Source organism: Paracoccus zhejiangensis, from assembly GCF_002847445.1.
In the GTDB taxonomy this organism is placed as follows: domain Bacteria; phylum Pseudomonadota; class Alphaproteobacteria; order Rhodobacterales; family Rhodobacteraceae; genus Paracoccus; species Paracoccus zhejiangensis.
The window spans coordinates 147,371-161,158 of sequence record NZ_CP025432.1 but is presented as its reverse complement, the minus strand read 5'-3'; the positions used below and the strand labels follow the sequence as shown (position 1 = coordinate 161,158).

At 61.3% G+C, this 13,788-nt stretch carries 19 protein-coding genes and 1 pseudogene; 9 read left to right on the top strand and 11 right to left on the bottom strand.

Annotated features, from left to right (window positions below):
- Position 1: 1 nt before the first annotated feature.
- Positions 2 to 220, top strand: coding sequence for a KTSC domain-containing protein (locus CX676_RS22825; protein ID WP_181746399.1), 219 nt, complete (start codon positions 2 to 4; stop codon positions 218 to 220).
- Positions 221 to 222: 2 nt separating this feature from the next.
- On the top strand, positions 223 to 1,260 hold the full coding sequence (locus CX676_RS21340; RefSeq protein WP_101754806.1) for a hypothetical protein: 1,038 nt from the start codon (positions 223 to 225) through the stop codon (positions 1,258 to 1,260).
- 238 nt (positions 1,261 to 1,498) lie between these two features.
- On the opposite strand, the gene CX676_RS21335 is transcribed toward CX676_RS21340, so the two are convergent.
- From CX676_RS21335 to CX676_RS21315, 5 genes are all read right to left on the bottom strand, one after another.
- Positions 1,499 to 1,699 (bottom strand): hypothetical protein, encoded by a 201-nt coding sequence (locus tag CX676_RS21335; protein WP_101754805.1) that lies wholly within the window; start codon positions 1,697 to 1,699, stop codon positions 1,499 to 1,501.
- Positions 1,700 to 1,893: 194 nt separating this feature from the next.
- Complete coding sequence (locus tag CX676_RS21330; RefSeq protein ID WP_332872959.1) at positions 1,894 to 2,784, bottom strand: ArdC family protein; 891 nt, start codon at positions 2,782 to 2,784, stop codon at positions 1,894 to 1,896.
- A complete protein-coding gene (locus CX676_RS21325; protein WP_101754803.1) occupies positions 2,784 to 2,984 on the bottom strand; it encodes a hypothetical protein in 201 nt (66 codons plus the stop codon). Before CX676_RS21325 ends, CX676_RS21330 begins: the two co-directional genes overlap by 1 nt.
- Positions 2,971 to 3,210 (bottom strand): hypothetical protein, encoded by a 240-nt coding sequence (locus CX676_RS21320; RefSeq protein ID WP_101754802.1) that lies wholly within the window; start codon positions 3,208 to 3,210, stop codon positions 2,971 to 2,973. The genes CX676_RS21325 and CX676_RS21320 overlap by 14 nt, the downstream gene beginning before the upstream one ends.
- Before the next feature lie 456 nt (positions 3,211 to 3,666).
- Entirely contained in the window at positions 3,667 to 3,858 is a 192-nt protein-coding gene (locus CX676_RS21315; RefSeq protein WP_101754801.1) for a hypothetical protein, read from the bottom strand.
- Between the two features lie 700 nt (positions 3,859 to 4,558).
- Between CX676_RS21315 and CX676_RS21310 the strand changes: the two genes are divergently transcribed.
- The 3 genes from CX676_RS21310 to CX676_RS21300 are packed head-to-tail and all read left to right on the top strand — an operon-like array spanning position 4,559 to position 5,921.
- Positions 4,559 to 5,434 carry a hypothetical protein gene (locus CX676_RS21310; RefSeq protein ID WP_157936037.1) on the top strand — a complete coding sequence of 292 codons (876 nt, stop codon included), beginning with the start codon at positions 4,559 to 4,561 and terminating at the stop codon, positions 5,432 to 5,434.
- 26 nt (positions 5,435 to 5,460) lie between these two features.
- Positions 5,461 to 5,664 carry a hypothetical protein gene (locus CX676_RS21305; RefSeq protein ID WP_101754799.1) on the top strand — a complete coding sequence of 68 codons (204 nt, stop codon included), beginning with the start codon at positions 5,461 to 5,463 and terminating at the stop codon, positions 5,662 to 5,664.
- Positions 5,664 to 5,921: a hypothetical protein gene (locus tag CX676_RS21300; RefSeq protein ID WP_101754798.1), complete on the top strand. Its 258-nt coding sequence runs from the start codon at positions 5,664 to 5,666 to the stop codon at positions 5,919 to 5,921. Before CX676_RS21305 ends, CX676_RS21300 begins: the two co-directional genes overlap by 1 nt.
- Before the next feature lie 175 nt (positions 5,922 to 6,096).
- On the opposite strand, the gene CX676_RS23370 is transcribed toward CX676_RS21300, so the two are convergent.
- The 4 genes from CX676_RS23370 to CX676_RS21280 all read right to left on the bottom strand — a co-directional run bounded on the left by CX676_RS23370 (position 6,097) and on the right by CX676_RS21280 (position 9,259).
- Positions 6,097 to 6,441, bottom strand: a complete 345-nt coding sequence (locus CX676_RS23370; RefSeq protein ID WP_456299518.1) for a zinc finger domain-containing protein — start codon at positions 6,439 to 6,441, stop codon at positions 6,097 to 6,099.
- Positions 6,431 to 6,685 (bottom strand): hypothetical protein, encoded by a 255-nt coding sequence (locus CX676_RS21290; RefSeq protein ID WP_101754797.1) that lies wholly within the window; start codon positions 6,683 to 6,685, stop codon positions 6,431 to 6,433. The genes CX676_RS23370 and CX676_RS21290 overlap by 11 nt, the downstream gene beginning before the upstream one ends.
- A gap of 55 nt (positions 6,686 to 6,740) precedes the next feature.
- Positions 6,741 to 8,588: a ParB/RepB/Spo0J family partition protein gene (locus tag CX676_RS21285; RefSeq protein ID WP_101754796.1), complete on the bottom strand. Its 1,848-nt coding sequence runs from the start codon at positions 8,586 to 8,588 to the stop codon at positions 6,741 to 6,743.
- 299 nt (positions 8,589 to 8,887) lie between these two features.
- Positions 8,888 to 9,259, bottom strand: a complete 372-nt coding sequence (locus tag CX676_RS21280) for a phosphoglycerate kinase (protein WP_101754795.1) — start codon at positions 9,257 to 9,259, stop codon at positions 8,888 to 8,890.
- 700 nt (positions 9,260 to 9,959) lie between these two features.
- On the opposite strand from CX676_RS21280, the gene CX676_RS21275 reads away from it, so the two are divergent.
- The gene (locus CX676_RS21275) at positions 9,960 to 10,442 is read left to right on the top strand and encodes an Hsp20 family protein (RefSeq protein WP_101754794.1); all 483 of its coding nucleotides are present in this window, start codon (positions 9,960 to 9,962) and stop codon (positions 10,440 to 10,442) included.
- Between the two features lie 227 nt (positions 10,443 to 10,669).
- Positions 10,670 to 10,822, top strand: coding sequence for a hypothetical protein (locus tag CX676_RS22695; RefSeq protein ID WP_157936036.1), 153 nt, complete (start codon positions 10,670 to 10,672; stop codon positions 10,820 to 10,822).
- 282 nt (positions 10,823 to 11,104) lie between these two features.
- Here CX676_RS22695 and CX676_RS21270 read toward each other — a convergent pair.
- Positions 11,105 to 11,320 (bottom strand): annotated as a pseudogene (locus CX676_RS21270) (winged helix-turn-helix transcriptional regulator); the annotation flags it as partial.
- A 116-nt stretch (positions 11,321 to 11,436) separates the two neighbouring features.
- Positions 11,437 to 12,648: a DUF1173 family protein gene (locus tag CX676_RS21265; RefSeq protein ID WP_101754792.1), complete on the bottom strand. Its 1,212-nt coding sequence runs from the start codon at positions 12,646 to 12,648 to the stop codon at positions 11,437 to 11,439.
- Between the two features lie 90 nt (positions 12,649 to 12,738).
- On the opposite strand from CX676_RS21265, the gene CX676_RS21260 reads away from it, so the two are divergent.
- On the top strand, positions 12,739 to 12,984 hold the full coding sequence (locus tag CX676_RS21260) for a type II toxin-antitoxin system VapB family antitoxin (RefSeq protein ID WP_101754791.1): 246 nt from the start codon (positions 12,739 to 12,741) through the stop codon (positions 12,982 to 12,984).
- Complete coding sequence (locus tag CX676_RS21255) at positions 12,984 to 13,409, top strand: type II toxin-antitoxin system VapC family toxin (RefSeq protein ID WP_101754790.1); 426 nt, start codon at positions 12,984 to 12,986, stop codon at positions 13,407 to 13,409. The genes CX676_RS21260 and CX676_RS21255 overlap by 1 nt, the downstream gene beginning before the upstream one ends.
- Positions 13,410 to 13,788 lie beyond the last annotated feature (379 nt).

The following is a 13,788-nucleotide window of genomic DNA, read 5'->3' as shown; positions in this document are numbered from 1 at the left end:
CATGGCTTGGGAAGAGTTTCCTCAATTCGACTCGTCCAACATACAGGCGATCCGTTACGATCCCGACCAGATGCTGCTTGAGGTCACCTTCAAGAATGGTGGAATCTACGAGTACTTTGACGTCGATGCGCGAGTGATCGAGGAATTCAAGGCGTCCGACACCATGGGCGGCTTCCTAGCAAAGCGCATCAAGGGCCACTACCGCTACAGCAAAGTTTGAGCATGGGCATAGTCAGCTTGGATCAGAAGGCGGGAAGGGTTCAAATCTCGTCCTTCGAGGTCGAGAACAAGATACTCTTCGAATTCTTCAATCGGGTTGGCACCGCCGACCGCGACGACCAGCTCCATCGGGCTCTCTACATCGGTGTGCTCGCGCTGATGGAGGATCGGCTATCTACCTTCCTGGCTCGAACCAGCAACGAACTCGGTACCGAGCTCGAGAGCCTCAAGATGATCTTCGACATGAAGAAGGAGCTCTTCTATCGCTCATCGGTAAAAGGCGTTCTCGCCGAGGAGGACATCGCCGAATTCTTGGTGGAGTTCCTCGAAAAGCAACGACTGCCAGATCGCGTTGAGCTGACCGGCGATACCGCCGGAAAGCTGCATCGCAACAAGACCGGTGACATCGTCTGTCATTTGAACGGCGTTGGCGGCAAACGCATCGCCATCGAATGTAAGTTCGACAAGGGCATTCGGCTCGGTGATATCCAGACCAAGGACGTGTTCACGAGAAAATCCGACACCGCATGGAGCCAGCTCCTCGAGGCTCAGGCCAATCGGGATGGCAGCGCCGGCATTATCGTGTTTGATCTTTCTCTGGTAGACAACTCCATCCTGAACGCGATCCAGGACGTGCGGTTTCTTCCCGCGGTTGGATTCGTGGCCATCATCGACTCGCAAAAGGGCGACTACAAGAACCTTGCGATCGCCTACACGCTGGCTCGGGACCTCGCGCTGAACACCAAGGAAGTTTCACTCGATTCCGATGTGTTGAACGTGATCGTCAACCGGATCATCAAGGATCTGGTGGACATCGCATCGATCAAGGCATTGGTCCATGCCAACATCGAAAATAGCAAGAAGATCCTCGCCCAGATCGAGAAGAGCATGATGCTGATGGAATTCAGTCAGCGCTATCTGGCGAAATTCCTATCGGACGGAACGCTGTCTAAGCAGGATCTGCTCGACTTTTATGCGGGGGAGGAACTGAAGGACCGCTTCCGTTTGATCGAGCGGGAGATAAGTGATCTGGCGCAGTAGACCGGAAGCCAAGCCACAGGAGATCCCACCGACCAAGCGGTCGCAAATTGCCGTAAATCGGTGGCCTTTTCGGGTTAGACGCGCTCTTAGTCGTATTTGCAGGTTTTATCGAAAGCTTCACCAGTAGTGGAAACGCGGTCGACGCCACGAACCAGCCCTTCGAACCTATTGTCGCGACCGTCCGCTTTCCGCCCGACCTGCTGGTTGATCGCGCAATTCATAGACCATCGTTTCGTCCTCACAGACGATGGCGCGCGTCGAGGTCGCGCGCGTCGTTGTGATGATCCAGCATGGCGCGAAAATATTCGTGGCGGTCGCCACGCCGATCCGGATCGAACCGGGCACGGGGATTGATCTTACTGGACGCCGCACGGATCACGGTCCGGTGGCTGGCGCTGACCGGGACATTCAGGCGGCAATAGGCGGAAAAGCTGTGCATGACTGTTCTCCGTTATAGGGTGATGCCGGCTTTCAGATTGCCGTCCCGGTCGAGTCAGCCTTGTGCTCCGGCGCAAAGGATGCAGATGCAGGTGCCTGCCGGATCGCCGGGCAGGATGATCGGGGCGAGATAGGCCATCGGATTAACGCTGCCGCATTTGCGGCAGGTCAGGTTGGCGAGGGGAAGGGGGCCGCTCAGGCGGCCACCTCCTGTTCGCTGAGGTCAGCTGGCGCGCTGCGCATCAGCCAATCGGCGGCTTTCTGTGCCTCGGTCGCGGCCTTGAAGATGAACCGCTTCTCGGATTTCAACGCCCGCAACCAGCTTTCGACATAGGCTGCCGTCTGCCCGAAATCCGGTGTCACGCCGATCTGCGCGCAGACCATGGCGCTGCCGATTTCGGCCACCAGTTCCTCGAACGCCCGATCCGTGCGTCCATTGAACCGGGTGAAACGATCCAGCCGATGCACCGCGCCAGCGGCGTGACAGGCTTCATGCGCCAGCGTGGCATAATATCCGGCTGCGTCATGAAACGTCGCGACGGGCGGCATGTGAATGAAATCGCCCGCCACATCATAGAAGGCTTCGGGTCGCTCGCTTGTGCGCCGCTCGATGCCGGTCGCATCAAAGAAGGCGTCAAGTGCCGGATCGGTTTCGGTGCCGAGATCGCGCGGGGCCTCGATGGGCTTGGCCTGAAAGTCTTCGGGCAAGCCGTCGATTTGGTCAGCATTGAAGACGCGATAGGCTTTGGCATAGCTGATGGTCTTTTCTTCGCCGGTCTCGGCATCAGTGCGATCAACGGTGCCATACTTCACGACCGTTGCGGATTTCTCGCCCTTGCGGACCTGCGCGCCTGCCTCCTGCGCCTGACGATAGGTAAACCAATGGGCGCTGCGATAGCCCTGTTCAGCGGCCCGCGCCCAGAGCATCAGGATATTGATACCACGATAAAACTCGCCGGTGCTGCGGCGGGGAAAGGGAATGCCGCCCTGATCGCCGGTCCATGGCTTCCGCCAGACCGGGGTGCCATCCTCGATGCTGGCAATGATCTGGTCTGTGACATGCTGGTAAACATCGAACTGGGCCATCATGCGCCCTCCTGAACGGGGCGCTCCACGGCGCTGACGTCGATGCCGCAATCGTCGCAGGTCGTATCGTCAAAGACGTTGGAGAGTTTCCACTCTTGCGTCTCGACATTCCAGCTGGCGCAGGTGTCGGCCAGAATGTTCTGGCCTCCGCAATGCGGGCAATGAATGGTGATGGGGTGATCGGGTTCACGCGCGGGCATGGTCGGCCTCCACGGTAAACACGACGGTTTCGCCTTCGACGCGATAGTCGATCTTGCGCAGCAGCACCTGTTCCAGTGCCTCACGCGGGACGCCGGGATAGGTTGCGGCGATCACGTCCAGCAGCTGCGGGCGGTCGTCCTCGAAATAGTAGCCGTTGATCGCCCATGCGATCAGGCCGGGGCTGTGAACGAGGGGGGATGATCCCAAGCGATAAGTATCAGCCATGTGTGGCCTCCTTTTTGCGACGGTCCCGCCTTGATCTTTGCCGTGGTCGGGGTGCCCATCATGGGGCGGGGTTTCGGGCGAGGACGCGGGAACCGCGCGCCTCTCCTGAAACCCTGCCTCCCGGCGAGGGCAGGAGGGGGACCCGATCAAGGGTCGGCGGTAGGGGCGAGGGGAGGGGGATCACCCGGCCTGCACGGAGCGCGCAGCGCGAAGGAAGGCTGGGGATACCCCTCGCCCCGTAAAGCCGACGCGCCCTTGATCGGGGGAACCGGCGGTTCCCGACACCGGCCGCGGCAACGCGGCCAAAAGCAAAAGCCTGGGCGTTCGGCTTCGTCCGAATCCCCCGGCTGGCGTGGCCCGCGATATACGGGCCTCCATCGATCTTGCTGGCCGCAGGCTGCCCGCGTGAGCGACTGGATGGAACGGCAAAGGGGCGGCTTGCGCCGCCCCTGCCGTTCACTCCTGGTCGTCGTCCCGTTTCGGGAAGGCGACCATATCGACGGCGGGGAACATGTTGTGGCGTACCTGAATGGAGGTGATGTCGCCGGCGGCGTTGCGGTTGATGAAGAGGACACCGCAGCTGTCCCAGAAGTTCTTGCCGTCTTTCTCGCCGGTTTTCACGCGGAGCTTCATGCTTTCGTTGGCCATTTGGTTTTCCTTTCCTGCTTGGCGTTTCGATGAAATTTCCGGGACGGGGCAGGAAGAGCGCCGGTCAATGAGGAATTTGTCTTCCGCGCGGAATGGCCGAGAGGCCAGGGGAAATTCGTCGTTGAAGGCCGCAGGCCGTCCGGCGCGCTGCCCTGTCATATTTCATCGATGAGAAACGCACCCGCCGGAAAGGACCGGGTTGGCCATGACAGCAAGCGACCGCGCAACCCGCGAGCGAGAAACACGGCAAGAACGGGACCGGCTACCCGTCTACGGTTCAACCGCAATGCTGCCGGGGTGACTGCCCCCCGACAGCGACAGCCACGACCTGTTCCCCCACGAGATGTCTTGGCGCGTCCGTACAGACGGACCGGGATTGGCAGCGGCGGTGACAGCTGCCCGATGATCCGGTTGGGAACGCGACGGCTGAAAGCCAGCCCGCGTCAGCGGCCCTGACCCGAATGGGCCGAGACGAGCGGGGCAGGGCGCCCCGGACCGACGGGCGAGGATCTGGCTGGGGACGAGACAGACCGCAGGCGCCGGAGCCGGGCGCATCGCCCTGACTGGCTTGGGTCCGGCTTGAGCCGGACTAGGACGCGGTGCCCGCCTACGGGCAGACGCCTGAATTCATTTTTGACGAAAGCAGTCTATATTCTCGATATCATCACCTGTTCACGCATCTCATTTTTGGGCATCGCCAATGAAACATGACACCCGCCCACCGTTCCGCTCCTTGCGCGATGTGGTGCTGAAAGAGCTACAGGGCAAGAAATCCCTCTTGTGCTGGAATGACGACACGAGCTTTGCCCAGGAGACGCTGGACGGCATTCTCGATGGCGAAGCCTATATTCTGGACCGATACGCACATGCGTATCTCCGGGATCTGGCGATGAATTTGACGGTCGAGGATTACTTCCTGTCGATCGCCAATACCCGAATGCCATTTCCCTCGGTGTGGGTGGAAGCCATATTCGATTTTCCAGAGGATCATGGCGAGATCACCTACGGTGCCCTGGTGACGGATCAGGGCGACGGCATAAAGGTTTTCCAGATGCAGCTGCTTCACAAAAACAGGCCCTGGTTGCCCACCTATTGCGGAACTGAGGTGGTGTTTCATCGCGACGGCAATGTGTCCTGCAGCAAGACGCCGATGTCGAAGCTCTATGAGCGAATGGCCGAGGTCGAAGGCATCTCACCGGATGACCATATGAATAGCGAGATCGAAAAGGCCCTGCGGATCGGGGGAGTTTTTGCGGTGCTCTGTGCTGCCCTGGCACGACCGAAGATTCTTGACCGCGATGCGCCACGACCTTTGCGGAAGAGTGAGGCCAAGGCATTCGCGGCCGCGAACCGCAGGGCGCCTCGCTTCGCACCGTCTATCATCCGACTGTCAAAGGCTGGGCGGGCGGAAAGAGACGCTAACGAGGCTGGCGTAGCGGCGGGATATTCGGCCAAAACAGCCCATTGGGTCAGGGGCCATCTGTTTCTGGCCCGCAACGGAAGGCTGACCTGGCGCCGCGCGCATGTGCGTGGCGGCGGTGATCCGATGGAACGCGTGCATTACGTCACCGAATGATACCGAATGATAAGGATACCACAGCCATGACCCTGCCCATGGAAGGCGGGTTGATCGCGGAAACCAGCGACGGCAGTGAAATCCATCTTGCGGCAGGCGAGGGCCAGCGCGTTTTTCACGCGCTGGCCACGCTGGCGCAGACGCCGGTTGGTGCGCATATCACGATCCGTGCGCTACGCACGTCAGACGGCGAAGAGCTCTGGCGCTCGCAGGTAACAGAGCAACGCTGATGGCCGCTTCCGCAAAACCCGCCGACCAGATGGCCGGCCCCCGCAAGCTGGGCCCCTATCCTGATCGGGACCTCGATTGCCAGGAAAGCCTGGAGACGAGGTTTCTCGCGCTGGTCGACCAGGCGGAAGCGGCGGGATGGGTCAGGATCGAGATCTATGATGCGCTGATCGAGCTTATCGAAAACCATGCCATTGGCGATCACACGCTGGAGGCGGACATGGATGCGGTCCAGCGAGCTATTCGCGACCGGCGCTGACGCGCCGGCGGCGCGTCTCGGCGCGAAGCGCACCGGCCTGGCCAGTCCCCGGCACATAGCCGGGGCCGGTCAGGGCAACTGACGGCACACTGGCAAAAAAGACCCCGCGCGAGGCGGGGCCAGTTGAACCTTCGTCGCAGAAGGAAAGAGGTCGGCGGGCGCTTTACTCTTGGGTCTAATCCCTCTCGCGCCCGTGTGGGTCGATGATCCAGCCCGTACCATCGCGCCGGATAGTGGCGGTTGCACCATGTTGCCGAATGAACGCCCGATCCGCCTCAGCGCCGCGCGCATCGTGCAGATCGGCGGCGCGGTGGCCGCTCGGGCGCTTGCACCAGGCGCCAGTACCGGCGCGGCAGGTTGGGCAGGGCACGGCCAGCACCGGATGGCGCCATGTGGTGAAATCCACCGCAGGGGCATCGCCAAAGCTGTCCCAGATCGCCTGCGCCAGCACGCGGTCGGCGCTTGGTATCGGTGAAGGGGTGGCGGGTCGATCTGATGAAGCACATGGCTCAGTATCCATCAGGATATTTGGTGGCCAGCGCCTCGATCTCGGCCTTGATGCGGCGCAGATCGGCGATTTCCACCTGGTCGCCAGCCGCTTCGGCGCGATCCAGATCGACGGCAAGGCATGAGAGATTGGCGGCGCGGGTCGCGTCAGGGCATCCGAGGGCATGGCCGACGCGGTATCCGCCCCCGCAGCAGCAGGACAGCCCGTGCCATGCCTTTTCTTTGAGGTAGTCACTCTGCTTGAAATCATTGGTCATAGATCGATCCTCCATGATGGGCCGGGGCGCGCGTCCCAAGCGCGCCCCGCCTCGCTCACTCCATGCCCTCGGGCAGCCACGCGGCAATCCGGGCCTCCTGCGCCTCGCTCACGCCATGGGCCTTGCGGGTGGCGGGGTCCGCGAACAGCTTTTCCAGTTTCTCGGCCTTCTCGCCCTTTTTCAGCTTGGCGAAGGTGGTGGCGGTCGGGTGTTCTTCCTTCAGGTCCAGCAGATCGCGCCACAGATCATTGAGATAGGGGCCTCCGACGCGGCTGAAGAAATTTGCTGCCGTGGGGGTCCAGACCTCGCGGATCGCGGGCTTGGTGTCCTTGTCGACCAGTGCGCGCAGTTCATCAGAACCGCCGCGATAACGGGCCGCAAGGAAGCGGGCGAGTTCTCCGCGAATGTGATCCTCGCCCCTCTTGCGGAAGGCGCGGAAGGATTTGGCAAGGTCCTTGGCGTGCATGTCGGGCGGGGTGCCGGTGGTCAGGCGTTCGTCCAGGCCATAGCCTTCCGCAGCCGTGGTGGGCCAGTTCGGCACGTCCTCGGTCGAAAGCCCAAGCGGGTTGCGCCATTGCAGATCATGGCTCAACTGATAGGCCAGCAGGGCGATCAGCAGGTCGGGATCACGCAAGACGGCGTGTTGCCGTGCACCGGCGGCGATCCGGTTCAGATCGTCGCGCAAGGCATTGCTGATGGGCGATTTCGGCGCGGCATCGGCGGCGCTGCCGCTCTGCCCGCGCGTGGCGGCATGGCCGGTCAGAACCTCTGCCGCGATGGCGGCTTCGCGATCCTCGGACCGGACAAAGGCGGCTTGCACGGTCAGTTGTCCGTCGCGGGCCACGAAGATGAACAGGCCAGCGTGTTCGCGCTGCGTGTCGGTGAAATCACCGTCACAGATCGCTTGGAGCGCATCCAGTTCGGCCTGACCGGCCTCGTCCAGTGCATCGACCTCCGCCAGTTCGGCCAATTCATCGTAGCGGCTGGCCTGTTTCTCGGTCAGGTCGCCCTCGACGCGATAGATGCGGTCCAGCTTTGACGTGACCTCATAGGAAATATACTGATCGTCGCTCGTCTCGACCCATTTCCAGCCATTTCCGAGCATTTCGGCGTCCATGGCCAGTTTTTCGGCGAAGAGCCGGTCCAGCAGACCGGCATCGGACAGAAAAACGTCGTCTGCGAAAAGATCGCGGGTCAGTTCACCGCCCGCGCCCTCATAGGCATCCAGCCCGACATAGACGACGCGACGATCAGATTTGCCGATGGCTTCCGGCTGCAACATCTGTTTCAGCCGCGCGACGGAATAGTCCTCGCCGCGCACCCGGTCCAGAACCTCCAAGGCAAGCGCCTCGCTCTGGGCCACGGTGAAGCATTCAGCAGCACCAAGGGTCAGTTCTCCGGCTTTCAGCGCATCCAGCACGGGAACGGGCAGGGCGGCAAGCGCAAGGCGGCGATAGACATGCTTTTCCGTCTGACCGAACACGCGGGCGATGGCCGGGACGGTGCTGCCGCTTTCGGCCATCCGGCCATAGGCGCGGATTTCATCGGCGGGGTGCAGGGCCTCGCGGGCAGTGTTTTCGATGCTGGCCCATGCCCGCGCCGTCGCTTCATCCGGCGCGATCCGCACTGGGATTTCCGCCAGCCCGATAGACGCCATGTCCTCCGGCGACAATTCCGTCATGGCCAGCAGGCGACGGCCCCCGGCGACGATGCCGACCTTGCCGTCCTCATCCAGATGCCCGGCCAGGTTCTGGATCAGACCGGCGACCTTGAAGCTTTCGGCCAGCAGGCGCAGGCCATCCCAATCGGCGCCGTTCCGGGTGCGCGGGTTCATTGGCGAGAGATAGAGGTGATCCAGCGGGAAATACTGGATCGGGGCTTTGTCGATAGCACTCTGTTTCATGCTGTATATCCTTGTTTGCGACATTGGTTTTGTGGTATCGGTGCCCCGGCCCGTATGGGCCGAGGCGAGGGGGTCACATGACCCCGTGCTGGATCAGGAAGGCGCGGCCGATCTTCGCGGAATGTCCGCCCTTCCTGATGAGCGCCCACGCTTCGGTGATGCGCTGTTCAAGCCATTGGTTCGTTCCTCTCACCTCCTTTCACGCTGTGATGGTCGGGGGGGACGTTGGCCGTCCCTTCCCCTTTGGCCCGCTCGACAGGCCAGCCCCGGCCCGACCGGAGCGGATCGGGCCGATCCGATTACCACCAACAGGAATAGGCGACGGCGTGGCCCTCGCTGATTTCAGCTTTGGCCCATGCACAGAACGCGAGGTCCTGATCGTGATAGGCGTCCGCCTGTTCCTCTTGCGCTTGGTGGCCGTAGAAAAATCCGCCGTGACAGACGGGCAGGGCCTTCTCGCGGATGGCGGTTTCCAGCGTTGTCAGGTCCGCTTCGGTCAGCCGCAACTCACCGCAATTGAGGTTGTCGGAATGAAGTCCGGTGCGGGCGGTGTAGAGGGCTTCCATCCACGTTTGCAGCCGGGAATGCTTGCGCCACGTGAACTGCGGCACATGGCCACCCTCTGCGGCATTTTCCTCGGAAATGCTGTAGGCGTATTGGTCCAGACCCATGGTCATTTTCCTTTTTGCGACGGTCCCGCCTTGGTCTCTGCCGTGGTCGGGATGCCCATAATCGGGCGGGGTTTCAGAAGAGGACGCGGAACGCGCGCCTCTCCTGAAACCTTGCCTCCCGGCGAGGGCGGGAAGGGGGCCCGGCAACTTGAAAATCCAGTCGACAAGGGGGTGGTGCGGCCCGCAGGCGCAGCCGAGGACACGGCCCCGCAGGCGGCGCAGCATTTTCTGGTTGACGGGGAAACCGGCGGTTTCCAGACGGCCGCGCCCTGGCGCGGCCAAACAAGGGCCAGGGCGTTCGGCTTGTCCGAATCCCCCGGCTGTCGCGGCCCGCGACACACGGGCCTCCTGATCCTTGGATGGTGCAGCTTGCCCACAGGCTGACGCTAAATCCCTGGCGTCTCGCTGTCAGCCTGCAAGGCCCTCGGCGCTGCGCTCCGGGCTGGACAACCTGTCGGCACCGCTGCGCCCGCGACAGGGATTGATGCGTGAATGGGCCGAGATGCGCGTAGCGGGGTCTAACTGGGTGAGCCCCGCCAAACTCAGCATTGTAAAAAAATTGTGAGGTACTCTTGATGCCGTTGGGGCCGTTTCCCAGTTCGATGCTGCCGACGCTGCCAGAGCGGGCCGGCATGATCAAGGAGCGCTGCTTCTTGGCGCTCCTCCTACCCATATTGCTCAATGCAAGGAGGATATGACGATGAGAACCGCATACGATTTTTCGCCGCTCTATCGGTCGAGCATTGGTTTCGACCGCGTCTTCAATCTGCTGGACGATGCAAGCAAGGTAACGACTGTCGACAACTGGCCACCTTACGACATCGCGAAACTGGGTGATGACGACTATCGCATCACGGTCGCGGTTGCCGGCTTCACCCAAAGTGATCTGTCGATGACGCAAGAGCAAAACCTGCTCATGGTCAGTGGCCAGAAGTCCGAGGAGGCAGAGGGCGAGTATCTTCATCGTGGCATCGCCGGGCGCGCATTTGAGCGTCGTTTCCAACTGGCCGACCACGTGAAGGTCACTGCTGCGACGCTGAAGGACGGCTTGCTGACAATCGAGCTCAGGCGCGAGATCCCCGAAGAGATGAAGCCGCGCCAGATCGAGATTGCCGGTGAGAAGTCCGCGCCAAAAATCGAACGCTCGACTGTCGAAGCCAAGGCCGAGCAAGAGGCCGCCTGATCAATTCATGACGGCAATCTGAATGGCGGGTCGGGGTCTTGTCCGGCCCGCCAGGGATCAACCATCGGACTGCGTCCCGACGGATTATTCGACGCATCGATAACGACAAGCGACCCTTATTGCATAGGGAATTACGGGCTCAGCCCTTCTCGAAGAACCCCGGATGGTCTTGTTGCACGCCGTAGGTCACGAACGAGCTGATCCGACCGATCCATGCGAAGGGGCGAATGCCCGTCAGCATCGAAGCCGGTGACTATGAGTCCTGGTTGTCGGGCGATCCGGATCAAGCCTCTGCGCTGATCCGAAGTTTCCCGGCCGACAGGATGCGGATCGTTCTGCAAGGAGTCGAGGAAAAGGCGGATCGCGGCTCAGTCATTTGATTGTGCCGCAAGCCCATCATCTCAAAATCGTGTGACGGTCGCGCGGCTGACCGCCAGCCGCTTCGCGATCTTGGAAATGGAGTCGCCCGCTGCCAATGCGGCCCGCGCGTCCTCTTCGGCCTTAAAGCATTGCGCGAAAAGGTGGATACCGGCTTTTCGCATAAAGCAATGCGACAACAAGGATCTACAGCGTCGCACCGATTCAGGTTTGGACCGCGACACTGTAGGTGAAAGGGCGCGAGGGCTGACCTGCCAACGGGGCATCTGGACGGGCGCTGACCCTCAGGCCGCGTCGCGAGGATCGTGACCATTGGGCTTGCCGTAGAGACCAATGTAGGCATCCCCCCACTCCTTCAGGGCGAGCAGGATCGGCTCCATTGTCCGGCCCAGATCGGACAGCGAATATTCCACCTTCGGCGGCACCTGGGCATAAACCTTGCGCGTGATTAGCCCGTCCTGCTCCATCTCGCGCAACTGGTTGGTCAGCATGCGCGGGGTGCAGGTCACGCGGTTCGCGCCCCTCCAAACATCGAGCAGCATTAAGCACTGCGGGCACAAAGGCGCAATTGGACCGAAACTGGATAATATTCGTTGCAGAATCTTGTTGTCACCGGCTATCCGCCCGCCGGCAACGCCGGCATGTCATCATCTTGTGCGGACCAGATCCAGGCTGGATAGACGCCTTCGCCCGCGATCTCGACCAGATCGCGTTCAAGTTCGGGTTCGATTGCCTGCGACGGGCAATAGAGCGCGGTCGGTGGTGAGGTGTCGAGCAACAAGGCGTTGGCGATCGGGGCGTCCTGGCGCATGTTGTAGCGCAGGCTCTTGGAGAAATGGCGGTCGCGCATCCCCTCGATCAGGCGCAACTCGCGATCATGATCGAAGGGAATCCATTGCGCGGTGACGGGCATGACGGCGATCAGCCGGATTTCGGCGTAATTTTCGCGCATGTTGAAGGTGGCGATGACGATGGAATGGGCGCCCTCGACGGCTTCGACATCGCGGATCTTGTCGCCGGCGATCTTGTCGAACCGGGCACACAGTTCCTCGTCCATGAAGAAGACCATGTCGGGCAGGTGCTTGAACCGAATCCTCCGGCCATATTGGGACGGCTCCATGTCCTTCAACTCGGCCACAAGCACGCCAATGGGCATCGGCTTGCCCTTGACGGCTTGCAGGTGATGCAGGAAGCGCCGCCGGGCAGCAGCCAGCTCTTCTTTTTTCTCGACGGAAAACATGGGCGGCACGAACAGGACCGAGGACAGCGGCATGGATTTCGCACTGGTGCGCTCGGCCGCGGCGGTCAGTTCGCGATGAACTATCCACCAGGACCGGCGCGCATAGGCGGGGCGCCACATCGTTAGGCCGGCGGCATCCCAGAGAAAATGCAGCACGCCAAGCAGTCCCAGCTTGCTCGGGCTGGCCTCGGCCACAGTGGGTTCGTGATCACCGGCATCCGGTGCGACGTCCCGCCGGCCACGGACCGATAGGGGAAAATCCAGCTTGAGGGTGGTTTCGCCGCTGTCATCGGTGGCGCTGGCCTTGCCCTCGACCTGGCCGAAACCTGATAGCTCAGGCGGCATGGCGAAGCTGTCGCAAGATGGATCATGAGCATGGCCGGTGCCGGGCATCCGCTTCAGATAGTATTTACCCTGGATCTTGGCGACATACATGAGCGGCGATGCAGCCGAGCAGAGGCAGGCAGGTCGGGATTTGTTCTGATGCGCGGCGCCGAGGATGCTTTGCCAGTCAGGCGATCCGGCATCGAAGGTATCAGCACCGAGCTGATAGCGGCTGGCGGGGACGGCAATATCGGCTGAACGCATAAAGATTACCTGTCGAGAATCACTGACCTCGGGAATTGCAGAAATCTATCCTGATGTGTATATATCTATCATACAATAGAGGATATACACATGGCAATCCTGATCAGAGGAGACGAGATCGACGCATTGGTCGAGAAATACTGCGCCATGACGGGCCAGAGCAACAAGAGCGAGGCGGTGCGCCGCGCGCTGGCAGCACAGATCGAGGCGCTGGCGGCCAAGGAAAGCCTTGCAGACCGCGTTACGAAGATCCAGCGGCAGGCGGCTGACGGCGGGTTTGTCGCGGCGAAAAACTCCGACAAGGCGTTCATGGATGAGATGTGGGGCGAGGACTGATGTTTCTCGATGCCAGCGCGGTGGTCGCAGTGCTGCTGCGGGAATCGGACGGCAACGCGCTCCTGAAAGCAATGGAGGCCGCACGCGGCAAACTGCGGTTCTCGCCGGTGGTGCGGATGGAGGCGGTGCTGGCGCTGGTGCGCGCGCGGATCGAGACGCGCGGCAAGGGGCCGGCCTCTGCCGCCGACTATGCCGATGCGACCGGGCTGGTCGATCAGCTGCTGGAAGCCCTTGAAGCGCAGGAAATGCCGATCACCAGCGAGATCGGCAGGGAGGCGATTACCGCGCTGGCGATCTACGGCAAGCAGGTCGGCCATCCAGCCCAGCTGAACATGGGCGATGCGCTGTCCTATGCCTGCGCGAAGGCCGAACAGGTTCCGCTGCTCTATAAGGGGCGTGATTTCAGCGAAACGGATCTGGCATAGTAACATAGATGGGGTTGCTTATGACAAATACCGCTCCAGTGATCATCTCGCTGTCTGCGCTTGGAGTTACGGGGGTAGCGCTCTGGGGACAGATACAAAGCTCATCCGAGACGAACGAAAGAGAGCAGCTTGTGGCGCAAATCAACGCATGCGTGGCTTTATCACAGCATCACTATAGCCTACCCGTTGGAAACGACGGCGGACCATGGGCAGACAAAACAAGGGCACTGGCTATTTGCCTTTCCAGCCCGGACCCATCTGCCTGCCGACTCGAAGTTAATCAGGCTGATGATAAGGATCTGTGCTGACGATCAATGGATCAGCAGCTGAAATAATGTGCGCCAAAGAAAAGGCCGCCCGAGGGCGGCCCAAGTGAACC

Coding starts and splice junctions, on each gene's coding strand:
- CX676_RS22825 (WP_181746399.1), top strand. CDS start 2: ATGGCTTGGGAAGAGTTTCCTCAATTCGACTCGTCCAACATACAGGCG.
- CX676_RS21340 (WP_101754806.1), top strand. CDS start 223: ATGGGCATAGTCAGCTTGGATCAGAAGGCGGGAAGGGTTCAAATCTCG.
- CX676_RS21335 (WP_101754805.1), bottom strand. CDS start 1,699: ATGCACAGCTTTTCCGCCTATTGCCGCCTGAATGTCCCGGTCAGCGCC.
- CX676_RS21330 (WP_332872959.1), bottom strand. CDS start 2,784: ATGGCCCAGTTCGATGTTTACCAGCATGTCACAGACCAGATCATTGCC.
- CX676_RS21325 (WP_101754803.1), bottom strand. CDS start 2,984: ATGCCCGCGCGTGAACCCGATCACCCCATCACCATTCATTGCCCGCAT.
- CX676_RS21320 (WP_101754802.1), bottom strand. CDS start 3,210: ATGGCTGATACTTATCGCTTGGGATCATCCCCCCTCGTTCACAGCCCC.
- CX676_RS21315 (WP_101754801.1), bottom strand. CDS start 3,858: ATGGCCAACGAAAGCATGAAGCTCCGCGTGAAAACCGGCGAGAAAGAC.
- CX676_RS21310 (WP_157936037.1), top strand. CDS start 4,559: ATGAAACATGACACCCGCCCACCGTTCCGCTCCTTGCGCGATGTGGTG.
- CX676_RS21305 (WP_101754799.1), top strand. CDS start 5,461: ATGACCCTGCCCATGGAAGGCGGGTTGATCGCGGAAACCAGCGACGGC.
- CX676_RS21300 (WP_101754798.1), top strand. CDS start 5,664: ATGGCCGCTTCCGCAAAACCCGCCGACCAGATGGCCGGCCCCCGCAAG.
- CX676_RS23370 (WP_456299518.1), bottom strand. CDS start 6,441: ATGGATACTGAGCCATGTGCTTCATCAGATCGACCCGCCACCCCTTCA.
- CX676_RS21290 (WP_101754797.1), bottom strand. CDS start 6,685: ATGACCAATGATTTCAAGCAGAGTGACTACCTCAAAGAAAAGGCATGG.
- CX676_RS21285 (WP_101754796.1), bottom strand. CDS start 8,588: ATGAAACAGAGTGCTATCGACAAAGCCCCGATCCAGTATTTCCCGCTG.
- CX676_RS21280 (WP_101754795.1), bottom strand. CDS start 9,259: ATGGGTCTGGACCAATACGCCTACAGCATTTCCGAGGAAAATGCCGCA.
- CX676_RS21275 (WP_101754794.1), top strand. CDS start 9,960: ATGAGAACCGCATACGATTTTTCGCCGCTCTATCGGTCGAGCATTGGT.
- CX676_RS22695 (WP_157936036.1), top strand. CDS start 10,670: ATGCCCGTCAGCATCGAAGCCGGTGACTATGAGTCCTGGTTGTCGGGC.
- CX676_RS21265 (WP_101754792.1), bottom strand. CDS start 12,648: ATGCGTTCAGCCGATATTGCCGTCCCCGCCAGCCGCTATCAGCTCGGT.
- CX676_RS21260 (WP_101754791.1), top strand. CDS start 12,739: ATGGCAATCCTGATCAGAGGAGACGAGATCGACGCATTGGTCGAGAAA.
- CX676_RS21255 (WP_101754790.1), top strand. CDS start 12,984: ATGTTTCTCGATGCCAGCGCGGTGGTCGCAGTGCTGCTGCGGGAATCG.